Source organism: Peptoniphilus pacaensis (assembly GCF_900088125.1).
In the GTDB taxonomy this organism is placed as follows: domain Bacteria; phylum Bacillota; class Clostridia; order Tissierellales; family Peptoniphilaceae; genus Aedoeadaptatus; species Aedoeadaptatus pacaensis.
The window spans coordinates 66278-84697 of record NZ_FLQT01000003.1 but is presented as its reverse complement, the minus strand read 5'-3'; the positions used below and the strand labels follow the sequence as shown (position 1 = coordinate 84697).

The 18420-nt window shown below is 50.7% G+C and carries 18 protein-coding genes; 15 read left to right on the top strand and 3 right to left on the bottom strand.

What is annotated here, in order from left to right:
- Nucleotide 1: 1 nt before the first annotated feature.
- A complete protein-coding gene (locus BN7444_RS00445; protein ID WP_068454256.1) occupies nt 2-2284 on the bottom strand; it encodes a helicase C-terminal domain-containing protein in 2283 nt (760 codons plus the stop codon).
- A 78-nt stretch (nt 2285-2362) separates the two neighbouring features.
- On the opposite strand from BN7444_RS00445, the gene BN7444_RS00440 reads away from it, so the two are divergent.
- The 8 genes from BN7444_RS00440 to BN7444_RS00405 all read left to right on the top strand — a co-directional run bounded on the left by BN7444_RS00440 (nt 2363) and on the right by BN7444_RS00405 (nt 10085).
- Complete coding sequence (locus BN7444_RS00440; RefSeq protein ID WP_068454253.1) at nt 2363-3016, top strand: class II aldolase/adducin family protein; 654 nt, start codon at nt 2363-2365, stop codon at nt 3014-3016.
- A 165-nt stretch (nt 3017-3181) separates the two neighbouring features.
- Nucleotides 3182-3643 carry an IS200/IS605 family transposase gene (tnpA, locus tag BN7444_RS00435; RefSeq protein ID WP_068454118.1) on the top strand — a complete coding sequence of 154 codons (462 nt, stop codon included), beginning with the start codon at nt 3182-3184 and terminating at the stop codon, nt 3641-3643.
- Between the two features lie 551 nt (nt 3644-4194).
- Nucleotides 4195-4494 carry a DUF6110 family protein gene (locus BN7444_RS00430; protein ID WP_068454250.1) on the top strand — a complete coding sequence of 100 codons (300 nt, stop codon included), beginning with the start codon at nt 4195-4197 and terminating at the stop codon, nt 4492-4494.
- Nucleotide 4495: 1 nt separating this feature from the next.
- A complete protein-coding gene (locus tag BN7444_RS00425; protein WP_068454247.1) occupies nt 4496-6574 on the top strand; it encodes a heavy metal translocating P-type ATPase in 2079 nt (692 codons plus the stop codon).
- 163 nt (nt 6575-6737) lie between these two features.
- On the top strand, nt 6738-7862 hold the full coding sequence (locus tag BN7444_RS00420; protein WP_068454244.1) for an ABC transporter ATP-binding protein: 1125 nt from the start codon (nt 6738-6740) through the stop codon (nt 7860-7862).
- The gene (locus tag BN7444_RS00415) at nt 7855-8484 is read left to right on the top strand and encodes an ABC transporter permease (RefSeq protein WP_068454241.1); all 630 of its coding nucleotides are present in this window, start codon (nt 7855-7857) and stop codon (nt 8482-8484) included. Before BN7444_RS00420 ends, BN7444_RS00415 begins: the two co-directional genes overlap by 8 nt.
- A complete protein-coding gene (locus BN7444_RS00410; RefSeq protein WP_218015998.1) occupies nt 8477-9448 on the top strand; it encodes an osmoprotectant ABC transporter substrate-binding protein in 972 nt (323 codons plus the stop codon). The genes BN7444_RS00415 and BN7444_RS00410 overlap by 8 nt, the downstream gene beginning before the upstream one ends.
- On the top strand, nt 9438-10085 hold the full coding sequence (locus BN7444_RS00405) for an ABC transporter permease (RefSeq protein WP_068454235.1): 648 nt from the start codon (nt 9438-9440) through the stop codon (nt 10083-10085). Before BN7444_RS00410 ends, BN7444_RS00405 begins: the two co-directional genes overlap by 11 nt.
- 158 nt (nt 10086-10243) lie before the next feature.
- Here BN7444_RS00405 and BN7444_RS00400 read toward each other — a convergent pair whose 3' ends face one another.
- Nucleotides 10244-10600, bottom strand: coding sequence for a desulfoferrodoxin family protein (locus BN7444_RS00400; RefSeq protein ID WP_068454232.1), 357 nt, complete (start codon nt 10598-10600; stop codon nt 10244-10246).
- Nucleotides 10601-10758: 158 nt separating this feature from the next.
- On the opposite strand from BN7444_RS00400, the gene BN7444_RS00395 reads away from it, so the two are divergent.
- From BN7444_RS00395 to BN7444_RS00380, 4 genes are all read left to right on the top strand, one after another.
- Nucleotides 10759-11877 (top strand): THUMP domain-containing class I SAM-dependent RNA methyltransferase, encoded by a 1119-nt coding sequence (locus BN7444_RS00395; protein WP_068454230.1) that lies wholly within the window; start codon nt 10759-10761, stop codon nt 11875-11877.
- 19 nt (nt 11878-11896) lie between these two features.
- Nucleotides 11897-12988 (top strand): SpoIIE family protein phosphatase, encoded by a 1092-nt coding sequence (locus BN7444_RS00390; RefSeq protein ID WP_068454227.1) that lies wholly within the window; start codon nt 11897-11899, stop codon nt 12986-12988.
- 173 nt (nt 12989-13161) lie between these two features.
- Complete coding sequence (locus BN7444_RS00385) at nt 13162-13674, top strand: CarD family transcriptional regulator (RefSeq protein WP_068454223.1); 513 nt, start codon at nt 13162-13164, stop codon at nt 13672-13674.
- Nucleotides 13675-13682: 8 nt separating this feature from the next.
- On the top strand, nt 13683-14789 hold the full coding sequence (locus BN7444_RS00380) for a PIN/TRAM domain-containing protein (RefSeq protein WP_082941190.1): 1107 nt from the start codon (nt 13683-13685) through the stop codon (nt 14787-14789).
- 57 nt (nt 14790-14846) lie between these two features.
- On the opposite strand, the gene tyrS is transcribed toward BN7444_RS00380, so the two are convergent.
- Nucleotides 14847-16073, bottom strand: coding sequence for a tyrosine--tRNA ligase (tyrS, locus tag BN7444_RS00375; RefSeq protein WP_068454220.1), 1227 nt, complete (start codon nt 16071-16073; stop codon nt 14847-14849).
- A gap of 241 nt (nt 16074-16314) precedes the next feature.
- On the opposite strand from tyrS, the gene BN7444_RS00370 reads away from it, so the two are divergent.
- The 3 genes from BN7444_RS00370 (at nt 16315) to BN7444_RS00360 (ending at nt 18410) form a co-directional block, all read left to right on the top strand.
- A complete protein-coding gene (locus tag BN7444_RS00370; protein WP_068454218.1) occupies nt 16315-17478 on the top strand; it encodes an NAD(P)H-hydrate dehydratase in 1164 nt (387 codons plus the stop codon).
- Between the two features lie 14 nt (nt 17479-17492).
- Nucleotides 17493-17834 carry a type II toxin-antitoxin system PemK/MazF family toxin gene (locus BN7444_RS00365; protein WP_068454215.1) on the top strand — a complete coding sequence of 114 codons (342 nt, stop codon included), beginning with the start codon at nt 17493-17495 and terminating at the stop codon, nt 17832-17834.
- A 111-nt stretch (nt 17835-17945) separates the two neighbouring features.
- A complete protein-coding gene (locus BN7444_RS00360; RefSeq protein ID WP_135121983.1) occupies nt 17946-18410 on the top strand; it encodes a hypothetical protein in 465 nt (154 codons plus the stop codon).
- Nucleotides 18411-18420 lie beyond the last annotated feature (10 nt).

Genomic DNA, 18420 nt, shown 5'->3' with positions numbered 1-18420 from the left:
TTTACCTCCAAAATGATTTTATTTTTTCTTTCATGTCTTCAATCGAGATCACGGTTTCCACGCGCCATTGGGCGGGAAGCAAGGCGCGAATATCGGGGCGCAGGTAGCGGTCGTCTAAGAGAAGGAGCTGGCCCCGATCCTCATGGGAACGAATGATGCGCCCGGCGGCCTGTACCACTTTCGTGAGCCCCGGATAGGTGTAGGCATAGGCGTAGCCGTCTTTACCCAATCGATTAAAACGGTCCTTGATCAGCTCCCGCTCCCGGGAAAGGCCGGGGAGGGAGAGAGTCAGAATGCTGACCCCCATGAGGGCGTCGCCGGAAAGATCCACGCCCTCGGAAAAGGCGCCGCCCATGACTGCGTAGCCGTGAACGGGTTTTTCTTTGCGGAAGCGTTCGATGTAGGCGGCCCGGTCCCTTTCCGTCATAAAGCGAATTTGGTCGTGGCCCTCGACTTCCCAATCCTCGCAGGCATCGTATACCTGCTCCTTGTAGGCGTAGGAGGGGAAGAAGTGGATGAAATTGCCTTCTTTCGTCGTAGAAAAAGCCTGTAAGTAGCGGCTGATCTCATTCAGGGTGCGGGCTCGGTCCTTATACCGGGTGGACAGGCCGGGCGGGTGAAGGACCAAGAGATGAGCGGGATCGAAGGGGCTTTCCAGCGCCATGGTCTTTTTCTCCTCGCCGGCGCCCAGGCAGTAGGCGTGGTAGTCCATGGGAGACAGGGTGGCGGAAAAATACACCGCCGACTGAAATAAGCCCCGCCGCGCGGCAAGCACCTTGGAAGGATCCAGACACATGATGGTCAAGGTGTTTTCCTCGGGAACGAAAAAGGTAAAGCGCTCTTCGTCGTAATAGAGATTTAAGTTCTGCCAATCCAAAAGTCGGAAGTAAAGCTCGAGAAAGTCCTCCTCGGGCTCCACGTGAAGCCGGCCCAGGTAGTTGGCCATGGCATCGATTAAATCCTCTACGGCATCCGTTAAGGCGTCGGGCAGGGCGTCATAGGTTTGATTTTCCACCGCCGTGAGCTCGCGAATCTTTTCCGCCAAGTCCCGGGCCAAGGCCTCCGTTTTTTTCGAAGGATAGTCCGCAGATTCTAAAGCCTGAACGGAAAGGCTGCCCGAATACATATCCCGACCCCGGTCGATGAGATTGTGGGCCTCGTCCATGAGAAGACAGGTGCGCTTCAAGCGGTCCCGATCCTCCATGAGCCGCTCCAAATAACTTTTCGGATGAAAGACGTAATTGTAATCGCCGATTAAAACCGAGGACAGATTACTCAGATCCAGGGCAAATTCAAAGGGACAGAGCTTGTGCTTCTCGGCGTAGCGAGCCACGGTAGGCCCGTCGAACAAATCCTCTGCGTCGTAAATGGCCACGATGCCGTCGATGAGGCGGTCGTAGTGGCCCTTGGCATAGGGGCAGCTCTCGGGGGTGCAAGCCACCTCGTCGTTGAGGCAGGCCTTCTCCTTGGCCACGAGCTCCGTGCTCTTTATCCGAAGCCCCTTCTCCCTTAAGAGAGCAAGGGTTTCTACGGCCACGGTCTTCTGCGTGGAGCGGCCTGTAGCGTAAAAGACACCGTCGATCAATCCTTCGCCAATGGCTTTAATGGATGAAAACAAAGTGGCGATGGTCTTGCCGATCCCCGTCGGCGCCTGCACGAGGAGGGTACCTTCGCTCTGAATCATATTATAAACCGCCACCGCCATGTCCCGCTGGCCTTTACGAAAATCCTCGTAGGGAAATTTTAAATCCCGAGCCGATTGAAGGGAGAGGGCTTCGAAATCCTTCAGCCGCTTCTGTATGCGCTGAAACCGCGCCATGACCCCTTTCATAAAGGCGTCCAGTTCGGCGAAGGACATGGTTTTGTCGTAGCGAAAGACCTCTTCGTCTTCGATGCGAATGTAGGTGAGGCGCAGATGCACCTCATCCAACTCATTGGCTTTGGCATAGAGATAGCCGTAGCATTTGAGCTGAGCCCAGTGGAGCTCGTCGGGGCGCGCGTCGATGGCTTCCTTGGAGTAGACCGTGGATTTTATTTCATCGAGAAGGCGAGCGTCTCTATCCAGTCCATCGATGCGGCCCTGTAAATAAATCTCGCCGCCCTCGTAGGCCACGGGGCCTTCGATTTCCACTTCGGTCTCGAAAGTGGGCGGATAGTTTTTCTGTAGTTTTTGATGAAGGCGAATGCCTTCCTGTGCCCGCTTATGGGACAGAAAGCCGGAATCGATGTCGCCGCTACGCAAGGTAAAGGCCACCAGCTTTCGTACGGACCAATGGTTTTTCATACTATCACCAATAGTATTATACACGCTTTTATCCCTTGCAAGGCAATCTCTCGTCAGAGTATAATGTGCCAAGGAGGAATGGAAATTATGGAAACGAAGGATAGAAACGATCTGATTCAATACGGCTTGGCCCTGGTGAATGAAGGGCTGACGTCGGGCAGCGGCGGAAATTTATCCGTCAGGAGCGACGACAGCAAAAGCTTCTTCATCACGCCGTCCGGCATGGCCTATGACGTCCTGAAAAAGAGTGACCTGGTGCATATGGACCCGGAGGGCAATGTCTTGGGCGGGACGCGGAAGCCTTCGTCGGAATGGCACATGCACGCCGCCATCTATCGGGCACGTCCCGACATTCGCGCCTTGATCCATTGCCACAGCCCCTACATCAGCGCCTTCTCCGTTTTAGGGGAAGACTTGGGGCCCGTCAGCTATTTAATCGCATCTTCAGGCGCCGGCTCCGTGCCTCTCGCACCCTACGAAACTTTCGGCACCGAAGCGCTGGCTGAGTCCGCGGTAAAGGCCTTGGGGAAGGATGTCAAGGCGGTGATCCTCGCCAATCACGGCCTTATCGCCGGAGGAAAAAATTTAAAGGAAGCCCTGAGCTTGACGCGGGATTTGGAATTTTGTGCCTTTATGTACATGACCGCCCTTGCCACGAACAAGCCCATTCAATTGATTCCGGAAGAGAAAATAAAAGAAGTCATCGAACAGATGAAGACCTACGGGCAATAAAACAATCGACGAGCAATCGTCGATTTTTAATTGTGCGCTTTAGCATGAATAAACCACCAGCTATGCTGGTGGTAGGCATAAAAAGCTTTAGCTTCAAGTAAAAAAAGAACCTCCTATGATAAAATTATTGTGTTATCGGCAATAAAATATCAAGGAGGTATCCATATGGATAAGAACAGCTTAGCACATACAAGTTGGAATTGTAAGTATCATATTGTGTTTGCGCCAAAATATAGGCGGCAGGTTATATACGGGAAATTGAAACAAGACATAGGAAAAACATTAAGAGACCTATGCGAGAGAAAAGGAATAAATATAATCGAAGCGGAATGTTGTCCGGATCATATACATATGCTGCTGGAAATTCCACCGAAATATAGTGTATCTCAAATCATGGGATACTTAAAAGGGAAAAGTAGCTTAATCATTTTTGATAGACACGCAAATCTGAAGTACAAATATGGAAATAGGCATTTCTGGTGTAGAGGGTACTACGTCGATACTGCGGGAAAAAATGCGAAAAAAATTCAAGAATACATCAAAAACCAATTGGAAGAAGATTATATGGCGGATCAGATAAGCATGAAGGAATTCATCGATCCGTTTACGGGTCAGCAGGTCAAATAAAGTATGAGAACAGGCGCTTTAGCGCCAACTGAGGAATTGTTGCAAGAGGAAGAAATTCAGAGCACGAGAGTGCTGCCGGTAACAGCCCCTTATAGGGGCATGACAAACCACCGGCTAAGCCGGTGGTTCTGATTGGTAGAATGATTTCGTTTATCATTTGTAAAATTCAAAATAAAGAAAAAGGGGCGACGGCGAAATAAAAGGCGCCGACGATAAAAAAGAAAAGCCTCACGAAAAGGGATAAATGATGGGGATTATCCTTTACGCTCGGGTTTCGAAAAGAAGCATATAAAGTAAACTGAAGAATAGTGAGGAGAAAAGAAGTAATTAAACGGAAAGCACACAGGAATATGTTTATCAATATCAATTAAATATTCGTAAGTAGCAACCATTCATAAATAAGCGGAGAAAAAAGGCGTATAAAGACCTGAATATAAGGGAATTACATGTATATATCTCTAAAAAGTAAAAAATAAAAGAAGAGAACGTAAATTATGTATTGATAAATGATAATGAAGATGGTATGATGTCAATCAAAGAGGTGATTATTTATGAACAAAAAATTATTAAGCGTTGGCGCCGGTGTTTTACTCGGCGTCGTAGGAGACAAAATCGTGAAGTCCAACGCAGTCAAGAATCTGGCGGTAAACACCGTCAGCGAAAGCATGAAGGTGAAAGAGTGCATCGATAAGACCATCGAAAAAGCGAAAGAAAACACCGAAGACATCGTAGCTGAAGCGAAGATTAAAAAGGCAGAAGACGAAAGAGCGAAGAAAGAAGCCGAAGAAGCCAAGGAAACGGCGGAAGATTTAGCCGAAGCTTGTGAAGAATTAGCGGAAGCCGCTGAATAAAATGAAAGTTTCCATTGCCCATCGCGTACCCGGGCGGACACGTTTTTCCACCGAGTACCCATTAAGCTATTCCCGGGCCAATAAGGTGAAATACCTTTTGGAAGAATTGCCCGGTGTTTCCTGTGCAAAGGTCTCTACCGTATCCGGCAGCATTATCGTGAACCACGACGAAGCCGGATTAAAAAGAGCCTGTCGCATGTTGTTGGATTTAGACGTGACGAGTTTAGATGATTTCGAAATCGACGACACGTCTTATATTCCCCTGGAAGAAAAAGAGCTCTTCCACATCGTTCGCGACGCCTTTGAAGTGCGCTTCGTGATGAAAAACTTTTTGCCCATGCCCATTCGGACCGTGGTCACTTTGGTGCGGGCATCTCGGTTTATGAAACGCGGCGTCATCGCCCTGTATAACCGGAAATTAAATGTAGAAGTGTTGGATGCGACCGCCATCGGCGTTTCGTTGGCCACCAACGACTTTGCCGCGGCCTCTTCCATTATGTTCCTGTTGAATCTGGGCGAAAAATTGGAAGAGTGGACCTTTAAGAAATCTCAAAGCGATTTGGTTCGCACCCTGGAATTAAAAGTCGACAAAGTTTTCGTCGTGGAAGGCGAAGAAAAATACGTCAAAAATCTGCGTGATGTCGCCGTCGGAGATGTGGTGGAAGTGACCATGGGTACCGTCGTTCCCGTGGACGGCACCGTCATCAAAGGCGTCGGCATGGTGAATCAATCGTCCTTTACCGGCGAAAGCGTGCCCGTGAAAAAAGAAGAGGGCAAAAGCGTCTTCGCAGGCACCGTTTTGGAAGAAGGCATGCTCCACGTCAAGACGGAGAAACTTTACAACGAAAGCCGCATGAACAATATTATTAAGTTGATCGGCGAAAGTGAAAAGAACAAGTCCATGGCGCAGAAAAAAGCGGAAAGCATGGCGGATTCTCTGGTGAAGTATTCCTTCTTGGGAGCCGTTGGCTCTTATGCGCTGACACGTTCCGTCAACAAGGCCAAGGCCTTTTTAATGGTGGACTATTCCTGTGCATTGAAGCTCACCATTCCCATTGCCGTCATGAAGGCCATGAGCCAATCCGGCCAAATGGATGTATTGGTAAAAGGCGGCAAGTATTTGGAAAGCTTGGCTCAAGCGGATACCATCGTCTTCGACAAGACGGGCACCTTGACGAAATCCACGCCTACCGTGGAAAAAGTCATCGCCTTCGACGGGCATACGGAAGACGGCTGCTTGCGTATCGCAGCTTGCCTGGAAGAACACTTCCCCCATTCCATTGCCAATGCCGTCGTGAATGCGGCCATTAAACGAAATCTGCATCACGATGAAATGCATTCGGAGACGGAATACATCGTCGCTCACGGAATTTCATCCAAGATCGACGGCAAGGCGGCCTTAATCGGCTCGGCCCATTTTATTTTCGACGACGAAAAGGTGCGCCTGACGCCGGAAAAAGAAGCCACGATCGAAGAACTCAAAGAAAATTACTCTCTCCTTTACTTGGCTTACGACGGCGAGCTCATCGCCGTATTGTGTATCGCCGATCCCATTCGGGAAGATGCGAAAGAAACCGTAGATACCCTAAGGGAATTGGGCTTTACCAATATTGCCATGCTCACCGGCGATGCGGAAAACTCCGCCCGCTATGTGGCGGAAAGCTTGGGCCTGGATTACTACCGTTCCCAAGTGCTCCCGGAAGCCAAGGCGGAGTATATCCACAGGCAAAAAGAAATGGGAAGAAAAGTCGTCATGATCGGCGATGGAATCAACGATTCCGTGGCCCTTTCCGGCGCCGATGTGGGCATCGCCATGCACAAGGGCGCAGACATTGCCCGGGAAATTGCGGATATCGCCATCGGCAGCGACGACCTGGCTTCCATTGTGGAAGTGGTAAAGATCGCCAAGGAACTGGAAGCTCGCATTCATAGGGATTACAACAAGATTATCTCTTTCAATACCCTCTTGATTGCCTTGGGTTACTTCGGCGTCCTTTCCAACACGGCGTCGTCCTTCCTGCACAACTCATCTACCGTGGCCATTGCCATGGAAAACATGAGGGACTATACCGTAGCTTAAAAACGAACGATTACAACAAAAAAACAATGAACAAGAATCCTCGAGGGACGCTACGCCTCTCGAGGATTTTTTTATGGAGCAAACGAAAAAATACAATAATTAATTATTCTTTTAAAGAGAAGTATCCCCGGGTATTCATAGATTAACCGGAAGGGGGAAAGCTATGATTGAATTTATTGACGTAGCGAAAATTTACAAAACTCAAACGGCTGTGGAAGACATTAGTTTCAAAATAGACGACGGCGAGTTCGTCTGCCTCATCGGCACCTCGGGATCGGGGAAGACGACGATTATGCGGATGATCAATCGGATGACGGAACCGTCTAAAGGAAAGATCCTCATCGACGGCGAAGACATTATGACGAAAAACCCGGTGCAATTGCGCCGAGAAATCGGCTATGTCATCCAGCAGATCGGCCTCTTGCCCCATATGACCATTTACGAAAACATCACCTTGGTTCCGGCCCTTCTTAAGTGGGAGGAAGAGAGAAAGAGAAAAATTGCGGAAGAGCTCATTAAAAAGGTCGATCTTCCCGTAGAGTACTTAGAAAAATATCCGAGCCAGCTAAGCGGCGGTCAACAACAGCGGATCGGCGTGATTCGGGCGTTGGCGGCGGAGCAGAATATTATTTTAATGGACGAGCCTTTCGGTGCCCTGGACCCGATTACAAGGGAATCGCTTCAAAGTTTAATTAAGAACATACAAAAAGAACTGGGGAAGACAGTGGTCTTTGTTACCCACGACATGAATGAGGCCATCGGCCTGGCCGACAAGATCCTCATTATGGACATGGGTCACATGGTGCAGTACGACACGCCGGAAAATATTTTAAAGAATCCGGCCAATGATTACGTATGCGGCCTCTTGGGCGAAGACAATTTAAACAAGGCCAAGACGTCTTATAACTCGGTGGAAACCATTATGATTAAAAACCCCGTCTTCATTAACGAAGGGAAGACCACGAGAGACGCCATTAAATTAATGCGGAAAAAAAGAGTCGACACTCTCTTTGTCACGGACGCAAAAAACAATTTGAAGGGCGTCGTGGGCATTTTCGAGTTGGGAAAATTGGGCAGATTGGATACCTACGTTTCGGAAATCATGAACGAGCCCGCTTCCATTACCAACTCGACGAAAATCATCGAAGCCATCCACCTGATCGTGGAACTGGGCTATCGAAATCTTCCCGTCGTAGACGAAAAGGGGAAGCTGGTGGGCATCGTAACGAGAGCGTCCATCGTGGACAGCATCTACAACAATATTATTGGCGGTGAGGCGGATGATTGATTTTTTCGCGGAAAATTATTCTCTTATCGGCGAAAAGCTGCTGGAGCACCTCTTTATTGCCCTCGTGTCCCTGGGACTGGGGATTCTCGTGGCGCTGCCTCTGGGCATTTTGCTGTCGAAGCATGAAAAGATTTCAAACGGCGTTATGCGCGTCGCCTCCGTGCTTCAGACCGTGCCGTCCTTTGCTCTTCTCGCCCTCATGATTCCCGTCTTCGGCGTAGGGAAGCTGACGGCCATTTCCGCCCTGTTCATCTATTCCTTGCTGCCCATATTGCGAAACACATTTTTGGGCCTGACCTCCGTCACGCCTTCCATCGTCGATGCGGCTAAGGGCATGGGAATGGAAGAGCGGCAGATTCTTTTGAAAGTCAAGATTCCCCTGGCCCTTCCGGTGATTATGGCGGGGATTCGCCTGTCGGCGGTCTACGTCCTGGCCTGGACGACCTTAGCGGCCTATGTCGGGGCGGGGGGATTAGGCGACTTTATTTTTAACGGGCTGAATAATTACGTCCCGCCGATGATTATTTGGGGCACCATCCCCATTACCCTGTTGGCTCTGGCCACGGATCATCTGCTCAGAAAATTGGAAGAACGCCTCTCTCCCTATAAGGTAGGTGAGTAAATTGAAAAAATTAAAAGGCGCGGTGCCGCTACTGTTGGCATTCGTCCTCGTCTCCTGTTCCTTTCCCGGCGTGTCTTCGTCTGTGGAAAATGACATTATCGTCGCATCGGGGACCTACACGGAAAGGCAAATTTTAGCGGAAATCGTCGCGCAAATGGTGGAACACGACACAGATCTGTCCGTGACTCAGATAAAAAATTTAGGATCCACCACCATGACTCACATCGCCATGGAGAAAAAATCCCTGAATGTGGTGGGCGGTATGTACACCGGCACGTCCCTCACCGGGGAATTGGCCATGGCGCCCGAAACGGATCCGGAAAAAGCCATGGAGCTGGTGCGGACAAACTACTTAAAAAAATTCCATCGCATATGGTTCCCTTCCTACGGATTTGACAACACCTACGCCTTTATGGTGCGAAAGGACTTTGCGCAGAAGCATGGTCTGAGCAAAGTGTCTCAGCTGGAAGCCTTGAAAGACACGGCCAAGGTAGGCGTGGATTCGTCCTGGGTGGAACGGCCCGGCGACGGTTACGAAGCCTTTAAGGCGAAGTACGGATTTGAATTTTCAAATTTCTATTCCATGGACATCGGCCTCGTCTATTCGGCCTTGGCAAGCGGCAATATGGACGTGGTCCTCGGCTACTCCACCGACGGGCGCATCAATTCCTACGATTTGGTGCTGCTGGAAGACGATCTGAAGCTCTTTCCCGCCTACGACTGCTCGCCTGTGGCCACGGTGGAAATACTGAAGAAGTATCCGGAGCTCATCGAAATTTTATTGAAGCTGGAAGGCTCCATCTCCTCGGAAAAGATGCAGGAGCTTAACAAACAGGCCTCGGAAGATCGAATCGAGCCGCAAATCGTGGCGAAGGAATTTTTGGAAGAGAACCATTACTTCGATGACGTTCAGGTGAACGAGAAAGAGCTGGAGAGAATAAGGGGTGAGGTCAATGTTCAATGAGCTGATCAATTACTACGCCACGAACTTTAGCTATATTGCGGAACAATTCACCAGACACTTTCTTATCGCCGTCTACGGCGTGCTCTTTGCCTGTATCGTGGGAATCCCCGTAGGATTTTTCGTCTACGAAAGGGAAAAGGCGCGAAACGCGGTGATCGGTTTGGTCAATATTATTCAGACGATTCCCGGCCTCGCCATGCTCGCCATACTCATGATGCTTTTGGGGATCGGCGCAAACACCGTGGTTCTGTCCGTCTTTTTATACGCCCTCTTGCCTATTATTAAAAACACGATCACCGGCATCGACTCCATCCATCCCGGGATTATCGATGCGGCGAAGGGAATGGGCATGACCCGCTTTCAACAGGTGGTAAAAGTGGAATTTCCCCTAAGCGTGTCGGTGATTATGGGCGGCATCAGAAACGCCCTGGTGGTCGGCATCGGCGTGGCTGCTATCGGCACTTTTATCGGCGCCGGCGGCCTGGGAGACATTATCACCCGGGGAACCACCGTGGCCAACGGATCCGCCATAATTTTGGCCGGTGCCATTCCCACGGCGCTCATGGCCGTGGTGTCGGATCTGATCCTAGAGTTCATCGAGAAAAAGCTAAAGAAAGAAACCGTCGACCTCAATTAACGGCGGAGAAAGCAATAAGACGAGTCGAAAATATTTAACGTGACAAATCCCCGAGGGATGTATGCGAACATCCTCGGGGATTTTTTGCGGCATGAAAGGGAGGACATAAAAAAGCCCCCGTACAAACGAGGGCTTGGGATCAAATAATTGATCTTCGATTAGAGTTCCACGACATTTTCCCAAAGGCCGTGAATATTGCACATGCTCAATGCGTAAACAGTGCCTTTCTTTTCGCTCTTGAAGCAAGTATCGACACAGGGAACGGTGAAGACGTCGCTTTCGCCGTGGCTATTGAATTCATAGCTTCCGACTTCCACAGGTGCTGCAGCGCCTTCGGCCTTGAAGAAGACCTTGATCCAAGAGATGTGGTGTTCTAAAGTGTTGGGGTGTTCAATTTCCTTGCCGACCGCTACGGAAACCTTAACTAAGCCGCCTTCGAAGGATGCTTCGATTTCGGGTACGTGCTTTTCGTTTTTAAAGTCGCCGCTCTTGACGGTTTCGGTTAATTTTGTCATGAATAAATACCTCCCAGTAATTCCAAACTTTTGCTTTACGCTATCTATATACCCACTGCGAAAGAAAAACCACAGGGATTTCATTTTTCTATGGCGAAGTCGCGGGACGGTCATGTTCATTCCGTGGTTAATTTAGTATAATAAAGAAGAGGTGGACTATGATTTATTTGGAAGCGACAGCGAATGTGGGCATGGAAGCCGTCTTAAAGCGGGAAGCACAGGCCCTGGGCATGGAAAATATTCAGGTGCAGGACGGCCTCGTGTCCATGAAAGGAAACATGGCGGACATTAGCCGCTTGAATTTACATTTGAGAACGGCGGAGCGGGTGCACTGGGTGCTGGCCCGCTTCGAAGCGCGAAGCTTTACGGAACTTTTCGACGGCGTCTACGATTTGCCCTGGCCGGACATCATGCCGAAGACCGCGAATTTCGTCACGGAAGCCAAGAGCAAAAAGTCCCAACTTTTTTCCCTTTCCGATATTCAGCGGATCACGGAAAAGGCCGTGGTCAATAAAATGCAGACTCGATACAAAACAGAATGGTTTGAAAAAAACGGGGCCCGCTTTCGTATCGGCGTGCGCATCGTAAACGACTTGGCCACGGTTTATCTGGACACTTCCGGCGACGGCCTCCACGACCGTGGTTACCGAAAGCGCTCGGTGAAGGCGCCTTTAACGGAGACCCTGGCCTCGGGCCTGGTGCAACTCAGTTACTGGAACAAAAATCGCATGCTCGTGGATCCCTTTTGCGGCAGCGGCACGATTTTAATCGAAGCCATTTTGCTGGGCCGAAACATCGCCCCCGGCTTGAACCGGCGTTTCGATTTCGAATATTGGAATCTGAAGGGCGTCGATGACAAGGCCATGCGAAAAGAAGCCTTTGAAATGATCGACTACGACAGCAAGCTGGAGCTTTACGGTTTCGACGTGGACCCCAAGGCCCTGGAGGCGGCGCGAATCAATTTGGATTCCCTGGGCTTTTTAGACGATGTGACCTTGCGGGAAAAGGACATCGCCCAGCTGGACCTGGCCGGGGAGTACGGCGTCATCATCACCAATCCGCCCTACGGCAAGCGAATCGAAGACCGGGAGTCGGTCATGGCGCTGAACCGGGAGCTGGGGGATTTGGCAAAGACTCTCCCCACCTGGAGCCACTACATTATTACGGCGGACGAAGGCTTTGAAAAGGGCTTCGGCAAGCGGGCGGACAGAAAGCGAAAGCTTTACAACGGCACGATAAAGACGGACTACTATCAATACTACGGTCCCAGACCCTGAGTTTTCGAAAGAGGCGGGCATGAAAGATAGAGAGATTTTAAACAGAGAAATCGAGATCAGGCTTTTGGACACCATGACCGATTTAATTCGCGTCGTGGACAAGGACAATCGCGTGGTCTACTATAATCATGCCATGGAACAGGCATTGGATAAACTTGAAGGAGCGGAGGAAGGCGGGGAGCAGGGCGACGGCCACGCCGATTTTCGCATGACCGCCCGCGCTCTGGGCAGCGGAGAAAATATTCAGCGGGAGACCTATATCGGCGAAACCTATTACTCCGTCAAGACCAATCCCATCCGTTCGAATACCGGGGAAGTGATCGGGGCCATCGAAGTTTTTCGGGACAAAAGTTTGGAGAAGCGGCTGCAAATCGAATTGATCGAAAAAAACCGCGCCCTCATGGACGAGCAGATGAATGCCGCCTCCATTCAACGGGCCCTCTTGCCTCAAAGAGGCTACGACCGTTTCTTCTTTATGGATTATTTCTATATTCCGGCGGAACTTTTAAGCGGCGATTTCTTCGATATCATCGAAATCGACGAGGACCGCACCGCCATCTACATTGCCGATGCCGTGGGCCACGGCTTCGCATCCTCCATGGCCACACTGTTTATCTCTCAGACGATGCGGAACATGGATCCCGATATTTTGGCGGACCCCACGGTGGCCATGATGGAGCTGGTGCATCGCTTTCGGGATTTGAACCTGCCGGCGGAGATGTACTTCACCATGTTTTTAGGCGTGTTTTCGAAAAAACAGCGGAAATTTACCTACGCCAATGCGGGCCACGACTGCCCGCCTCTGCTGAAGCGGAAGAACCATGTGCGTCTTTTGATGAATTCGGGCTTTCCCGTCACCCCCTTGGTGGAGGCGAGCTTCTACGAATGCCGCACCGCCTATTTGCAAAAAGGGGACGAGCTGCTCTTTTACACCGACGGCATAACGGAGTGCCGCAACAAACGCGGGGAGCAGTACGGGGTAGGCGCCCTGCGCGCCCTGTTCAGCGAGATTGGCGAAGAGCCCCTGGCGGAGATTCGTGGGGCCCTTCGGGACTTCATGTACGAAGACCCTGCCGACGACATGACCTGCGTCTACGTCAAGATGGTTTGAAAGGCGACAAAAGCATCCTATGGAAAACGAAGGGGCTCCGGCTCCTTTTTTTGTTTTGGCATAGGGAAGACTTTTTATACAAATACCTTGCAACCCTTTCTTGAATGTGATACTATAATTCATTTTGTAATTATGCTATAATTAAATAGAGATTGTATGGACAGGAGGGAGCTATGTTTAAAATAGGAGATAAAATTGTTTATCCCGTACACGGTGCCGGCGTCATCGTCGACATCGAGTCCAAGGTTATTTTGGGCGAAAAGAAAGAATATTACGTCATGAAGATTCCCGTCAACGAAATGAAAGTGCTCGTCCCTTTGGGAAGCATGGCCGATGTGGGCATTCGCGACATTAAGTCGCCGGAGGAAATGGACAAGGTCCTGGATGTGTTAAAGGATCCCGCCAAGGAAAAAATGCCCGCCAACTGGAATCGCCGCTATCGCTTCCACCAAGACAAGATCAAGACCGGAGATTTGGAAGAAATCGCCAAGGTCATTAAGAATCTGGAAAGCTTGGACAGAGAAAAAGCCCTTTCCACCGGGGAACGAAAGATTTTAAACACGGCCCGGCAAATCATCTTGTCTGAAATGGTCTTGGTCTATGATAAAAGCTTCGACGAAGTGGTAGAACTCGTGGACAAAACCATGGCGGAAGGTTGCCTGAAGGACGTGGAGGAAAGAAGGTAGGAAGGATTATGGGAATTCGATCGAACCGCATCTTCCATATGGTGTTCCGGCTGCTGTTTACCCTGTTGGGCCTAGCGGTGGGACGCCTGGTTTTGGGACTGTTGCGCGATTTAAATGCCATGAAAGCCATCGGTCGTCTCATTCCCCAAGGAGCTATTCCCGTCGTCGTATATTTTTTATTTGCCATTTTATTTTTTATTCTCGGGAAATATGCTTACTGGGCTTTGTGGCGATTCGTGGATCGCGTGGAATCGGAAATGAAAGATCTTCCCGCCGGGGACATCCTATGGGGCGTCCTGGGCTTGATTATCGGCATTTTAATCGCCTTTCTCGTGTCCCTGCCCATTTACCGGCTGAACATTGATTACGTCAGCAGTTTTATATCGTTGATTATTTACGTCGTCCTCGGCGTCTTGGGCATACGAATCATGCTCTATAAGCGCGAGGAATTGGCCGCATCCATGCGGGGGCTTTTTGCTCAGGGCTCCGCCGTTCGCTTAAAAGGCGGCGACAAGCGGCAGGCGGCGCCGAAGCTTTTGGATACCTCGGTCATTATCGACGGCCGCATCGTGGACATTATCGAGCTGGGCTTTATCGAAGGGCCCATTATCGTGCCGAGCTTCGTCTTAAGTGAGCTGCAAGGCATCGCCGATTCGTCTAACGGCATGAGCCGGGCCAAGGGAAGAAAAGGCCTGGACGCTCTGAAAGAGCTTCAGGAAGACAGCCGCTACAAAATTAAAATCGTGGAAAAAACCTACGGCGACTTAACCGAGGTGGACACCATGCTTTTGCGCATGGCAAAAGAAGTGAAGGGCGTGGTCGTAACCAACGACTACAATTTAAACAAGGTGGCCGAAGTGCAGGGCATGACCGTTCTGAATATTAACGCCTTGGCCAATGCCATGAAACCCGTCTTCGTGACCGGGGAGGTCATCGACGTCTTCGTCGTCAAGCCGGGCAGCCAGGAGAAACAGGGCTTGGGCTATTTAGACGACGGCACCATGATCGTCGTGGAAAACGGCATCGACTACTTAGGCAAAAGCGTCCATTGCATCGTGACCAGCATGTTGCAAACGGCGGCGGGGAAAATGATCTTCGCCAAACCGGTGGATTAAAAATAAAAGCGACCGATGGGTTCTCTCGAACCGCCGGTCGCTTTTTTGTGTGGGAAATTATTTTAATTTAAACAGGTGGTGTACCTTCTTGCCCTTTCTGACGTGGACGCCCTCTTTTAAGTCTTCCTTCGTGATCATTTGATCGTGGGAAGCGACTTTTTCGTCGTTCATGGAGACGCCGCCTTGCTTAATCAGTCGGCGGCCTTCGCTGGTGGAGGCGATGAGCTCGCCTTTTTGCATGAGTTCGACGATGGTGATGCCGTCATTCACTTCATCTTCGGAAAGCTCCGTGGTGGGCATGTCTTCCGTATTGCCGCTGCCGCCGAAGAGGACGCGGGATGCCTGAAGGGCCTTGTCCGCTTCTTCCTTGCCGTGAACTTCATTGGTGATTTCCCAAGCCAAACGTTCTTTGGCCGCGTTCAGTTCCTGGCCTTCCAGCTTTTCGTAATCGGCGATTTCTTCGTCGCTGACGTCGGTTAACAGCTTTAAGAACTTAATGACGTCGCGGTCGTCGCAGTTGCGCAGGTATTGGAACATTTCGTGGGGCGGCGTCTTGTTCGGATCCAAGAATATGGCGCCCTTCATGGACTTGCCCATCTTTTGGCCGTCGGCGGTGGAGAGGAGCTTGAAGGTCATGGAGTAGACTTTGCCGTCGTCCAGCTTGCGAACCAAATCGTAGCCGCCGAGCATATTGCTCCATTGGTCCGATCCGCCTAATTGCAATTGGCAATTGTATTTTCTGTAGAGAACCAAAAAGTCGTAGGACTGCATGAGCATGTAGCCCATTTCAAAGAAGGTGAGGCCTTGTTCCAGACGGTTGGCATAGGCGTCCAGCTTCAGCATGTGGTTTACGGAGAAATGCACGCCGATGTTGCGCATAAAATCCAGATAGCCCAGATCCAAGAGCCAATCGGCATTGTTGGCTGCGATGGCCTTGCCGTCGTCGTAGTCGATAAAGTGAGACAGTTGCCGCTTAAAGCAGTCGATATTGTGGTCGATGTCTTCCCGCGTGAGCATCTTGCGCATATCGGTTCGACCGGAAGGGTCGCCGATGAGGGTGGTGCCGCCGCCAAAGAGGGTAATGGGCACGTGACCGGCTCGTTGGAAATGTTGAATAACTTTCACTTGAAGGTAGTGACCTAAGGTAAGGGAATCCGCCGTGGCGTCGAAGCCGATATAAAAAGTAACGGGTCCTTCGCCTAAGCGTTCCCGTAATTCCTCGGGGAATGTGGCTTGGTCGATGTAACCTCTGCGTTCAAGTAAATCAAATACGTTCTCAGTCATAATGCCTCCTTTTAAGCACAAAAAAAGCTCTTGCCGAAAGGGCGTCTTCCAACGCGGTACCACCTTTCTTCGCAAAAAGCCTCGAAATAATATCATACTCCGGCGTTGTAATTTTGGGGACGCCATCGTCGTATCTATTGAATTTGGTCACCATTATACGAGGGCCGAGAATTTTTGTCAAGAGCAAAAACAGTGATATATTTTCAGGGAAATTGTGCTATGATACACAAAGAGGTGGCATATGATCGGCATAGATTTGGTTTACATACCGCGGGTACAAAATATATTGGAGCGGCGGGGCGAGGCTTTTTTGGAAAAAGTTTTTTCCCGAGAGGAACGCCGCGCTCTTCGAATGGACGCCGCCCACATCGCCGGGCGCTTCGCCGCAAAAGAAGCCATGGCGAAGGCCTTGGGCGACGGCGTTTTTAAGGCGGGGTTTAAGAACTTAATCGTGGAGGTCGACGACAGGGGAAGGCCCTACGGTCGCTACAACGACCGCATCTTCCGACTGTCTGTTTCCCATGAAAAAGATTATGCCGTGGCTGTGGCTCGCCTCGAAGATCCCCGGGTCTTTCGCCTGTCGAAAGAGGTAGCGAATCTGCTTCCCGTGATTCAAAAGGCGGATCACAAGGGCAGCAGGGGACGGGCGGCCCTCGTCGGCGGAAGCGAGGGCATGTACGGTTCCGTGGATCTTTCCTCCTCGGCGGCGCTGAGGGCCGGTTGCGGTCTGAGCTACGCCTTCGTGCCCGATGAAATCTTCAGAGACTTTTCTCTGCGCATGCGTGAAGTCATCGTAAAGAAACAGAGCGATCTCTCGGAGCTTTATGCCATGGACGCCATCGGCCTGGGCCCGGGCATGGGGCGAGGGGACGAGGTGCGAGATGTTTTTTTACATGTCTATGGTCTCACCACGCCCATGGTGGTGGATGCCGACGGCCTGTACCATTTGGCACAGGAAAAACCGACCGCAGGCGGCGAAAAAATTTACACGCCCCACGAAGGGGAAATGGCCCGGCTATTGGGTCGTGACATCTCTTGGGTACGTGATCACCGAGACGAAGCCGTGGACGAATTTCTCGCCCGCTACGGCGGCGTGGTGGTGTTGAAGGGTCACGAGAGCATTGTGGCGTCCAAAGAGCAGAGGGCGATCAACGAAACGGGCAATGCCGGCATGGCTACGGCGGGCTCCGGCGACGTGCTTACGGGCATAATCACCGCTTGTTTAGCTCAGGGCATGAATTGTTTTCAAGCGGCCCGCCTCGGGGTATATATCCACGGACTGGCAGGGGATCTCGGCGCCTTACATAAGAGCGAGCGGGGGCTGATCGCTTCGGATTTAATCACTTACTTACCCGAAGCATTCCTTCGCTTAGAGGCGGAAAGGGACTCCGTGCCGGAGAAATAGAAAGGTTGTGATTCATGGTTATTAAGAGAGGCGATGTGTTTTACGCCGATCTGAGCCCGGTCATCGGCTCGGAACAGGGGGGCGTCAGACCCGTGGTCATTATTCAAAATGACGTGGGTAACAAGTATTCGCCTACGACGATCGTGGCGGCGATCACATCGCAAATGAACAAGACGAAGCTGCCCACCCACGTGAAGGTCAAGGCGGCGAACAACGATTTGCCGAAAAATTCCGTCATCCTTTTGGAACAGGTACGCACCATCGACAAGAAGCGGCTGCGGGAAAAGATCGGGAAATTCGGCTCGAAGGTCATGGACGATGTAGACGAAGCATTAAGAATCAGTGTCGGTCTGTAATACATAATAGAAAGCGCGGGGTGATTCCCGCGCTTTTGTCGTTTTCATTGGTCTGGAAGGGGGATTGTTGTATAATAGAAAGGATGAATGAATCACAGAAAGGATGAGATTGTGAAACGCAATTGGAAAAAAATCGTCGCCGCCTGTGGGCTCAGCTTGATGCTTATCGGTGCGGCCATACCCGCCTTTGCTAACGATGACGATCCCTTGGTATCTTTAAGTTATTTAAACCAACGACTCGAAGCCATAGAAAAGAAAATATCTCAAAGTCCGGCACCGGGCGGTGCGCCCGCCCAAGCTTCCGCCACATTGGAAGTGGTGAACTTAAATAAGGGCGACCGCTTGATCGTGGCTCAGGGAACGGAAATGATCCCGAGAAGCGGCCGGGTTGACACCATCGCGCAGGATTTAGGCGGATTAAGTGACGTCACCGGCGGTTCGGATTTGAAACAGGGCCAACGGGCTCCGATGAACCACCTGTTAATTGCGCCGAGAAGCGACGGCAGAGGCCTGTCCGCCGCCACCGACGCCATCGTTTTGGTGCGGGGAAGTTACCACGTGGTACAGAATAATTAGTGGGAGATGA

Coding starts and splice junctions, on each gene's coding strand:
- tyrS (WP_068454220.1), bottom strand. CDS start 16,073: ATGACTGAGAACGTATTTGATTTACTTGAACGCAGAGGTTACATCGAC.
- BN7444_RS00415 (WP_068454241.1), top strand. CDS start 7,855: ATGATTGATTTTTTCGCGGAAAATTATTCTCTTATCGGCGAAAAGCTG.
- BN7444_RS00385 (WP_068454223.1), top strand. CDS start 13,162: ATGTTTAAAATAGGAGATAAAATTGTTTATCCCGTACACGGTGCCGGC.
- BN7444_RS00425 (WP_068454247.1), top strand. CDS start 4,496: ATGAAAGTTTCCATTGCCCATCGCGTACCCGGGCGGACACGTTTTTCC.
- BN7444_RS00370 (WP_068454218.1), top strand. CDS start 16,315: ATGATCGGCATAGATTTGGTTTACATACCGCGGGTACAAAATATATTG.
- BN7444_RS00440 (WP_068454253.1), top strand. CDS start 2,363: ATGGAAATTATGGAAACGAAGGATAGAAACGATCTGATTCAATACGGC.
- BN7444_RS00395 (WP_068454230.1), top strand. CDS start 10,759: ATGATTTATTTGGAAGCGACAGCGAATGTGGGCATGGAAGCCGTCTTA.
- BN7444_RS00430 (WP_068454250.1), top strand. CDS start 4,195: ATGAACAAAAAATTATTAAGCGTTGGCGCCGGTGTTTTACTCGGCGTC.
- BN7444_RS00400 (WP_068454232.1), bottom strand. CDS start 10,600: ATGACAAAATTAACCGAAACCGTCAAGAGCGGCGACTTTAAAAACGAA.
- BN7444_RS00420 (WP_068454244.1), top strand. CDS start 6,738: ATGATTGAATTTATTGACGTAGCGAAAATTTACAAAACTCAAACGGCT.
- tnpA (WP_068454118.1), top strand. CDS start 3,182: ATGGATAAGAACAGCTTAGCACATACAAGTTGGAATTGTAAGTATCAT.
- BN7444_RS00405 (WP_068454235.1), top strand. CDS start 9,438: ATGTTCAATGAGCTGATCAATTACTACGCCACGAACTTTAGCTATATT.
- BN7444_RS00445 (WP_068454256.1), bottom strand. CDS start 2,284: ATGAAAAACCATTGGTCCGTACGAAAGCTGGTGGCCTTTACCTTGCGT.
- BN7444_RS00380 (WP_082941190.1), top strand. CDS start 13,683: ATGGGAATTCGATCGAACCGCATCTTCCATATGGTGTTCCGGCTGCTG.
- BN7444_RS00390 (WP_068454227.1), top strand. CDS start 11,897: ATGAAAGATAGAGAGATTTTAAACAGAGAAATCGAGATCAGGCTTTTG.
- BN7444_RS00365 (WP_068454215.1), top strand. CDS start 17,493: ATGGTTATTAAGAGAGGCGATGTGTTTTACGCCGATCTGAGCCCGGTC.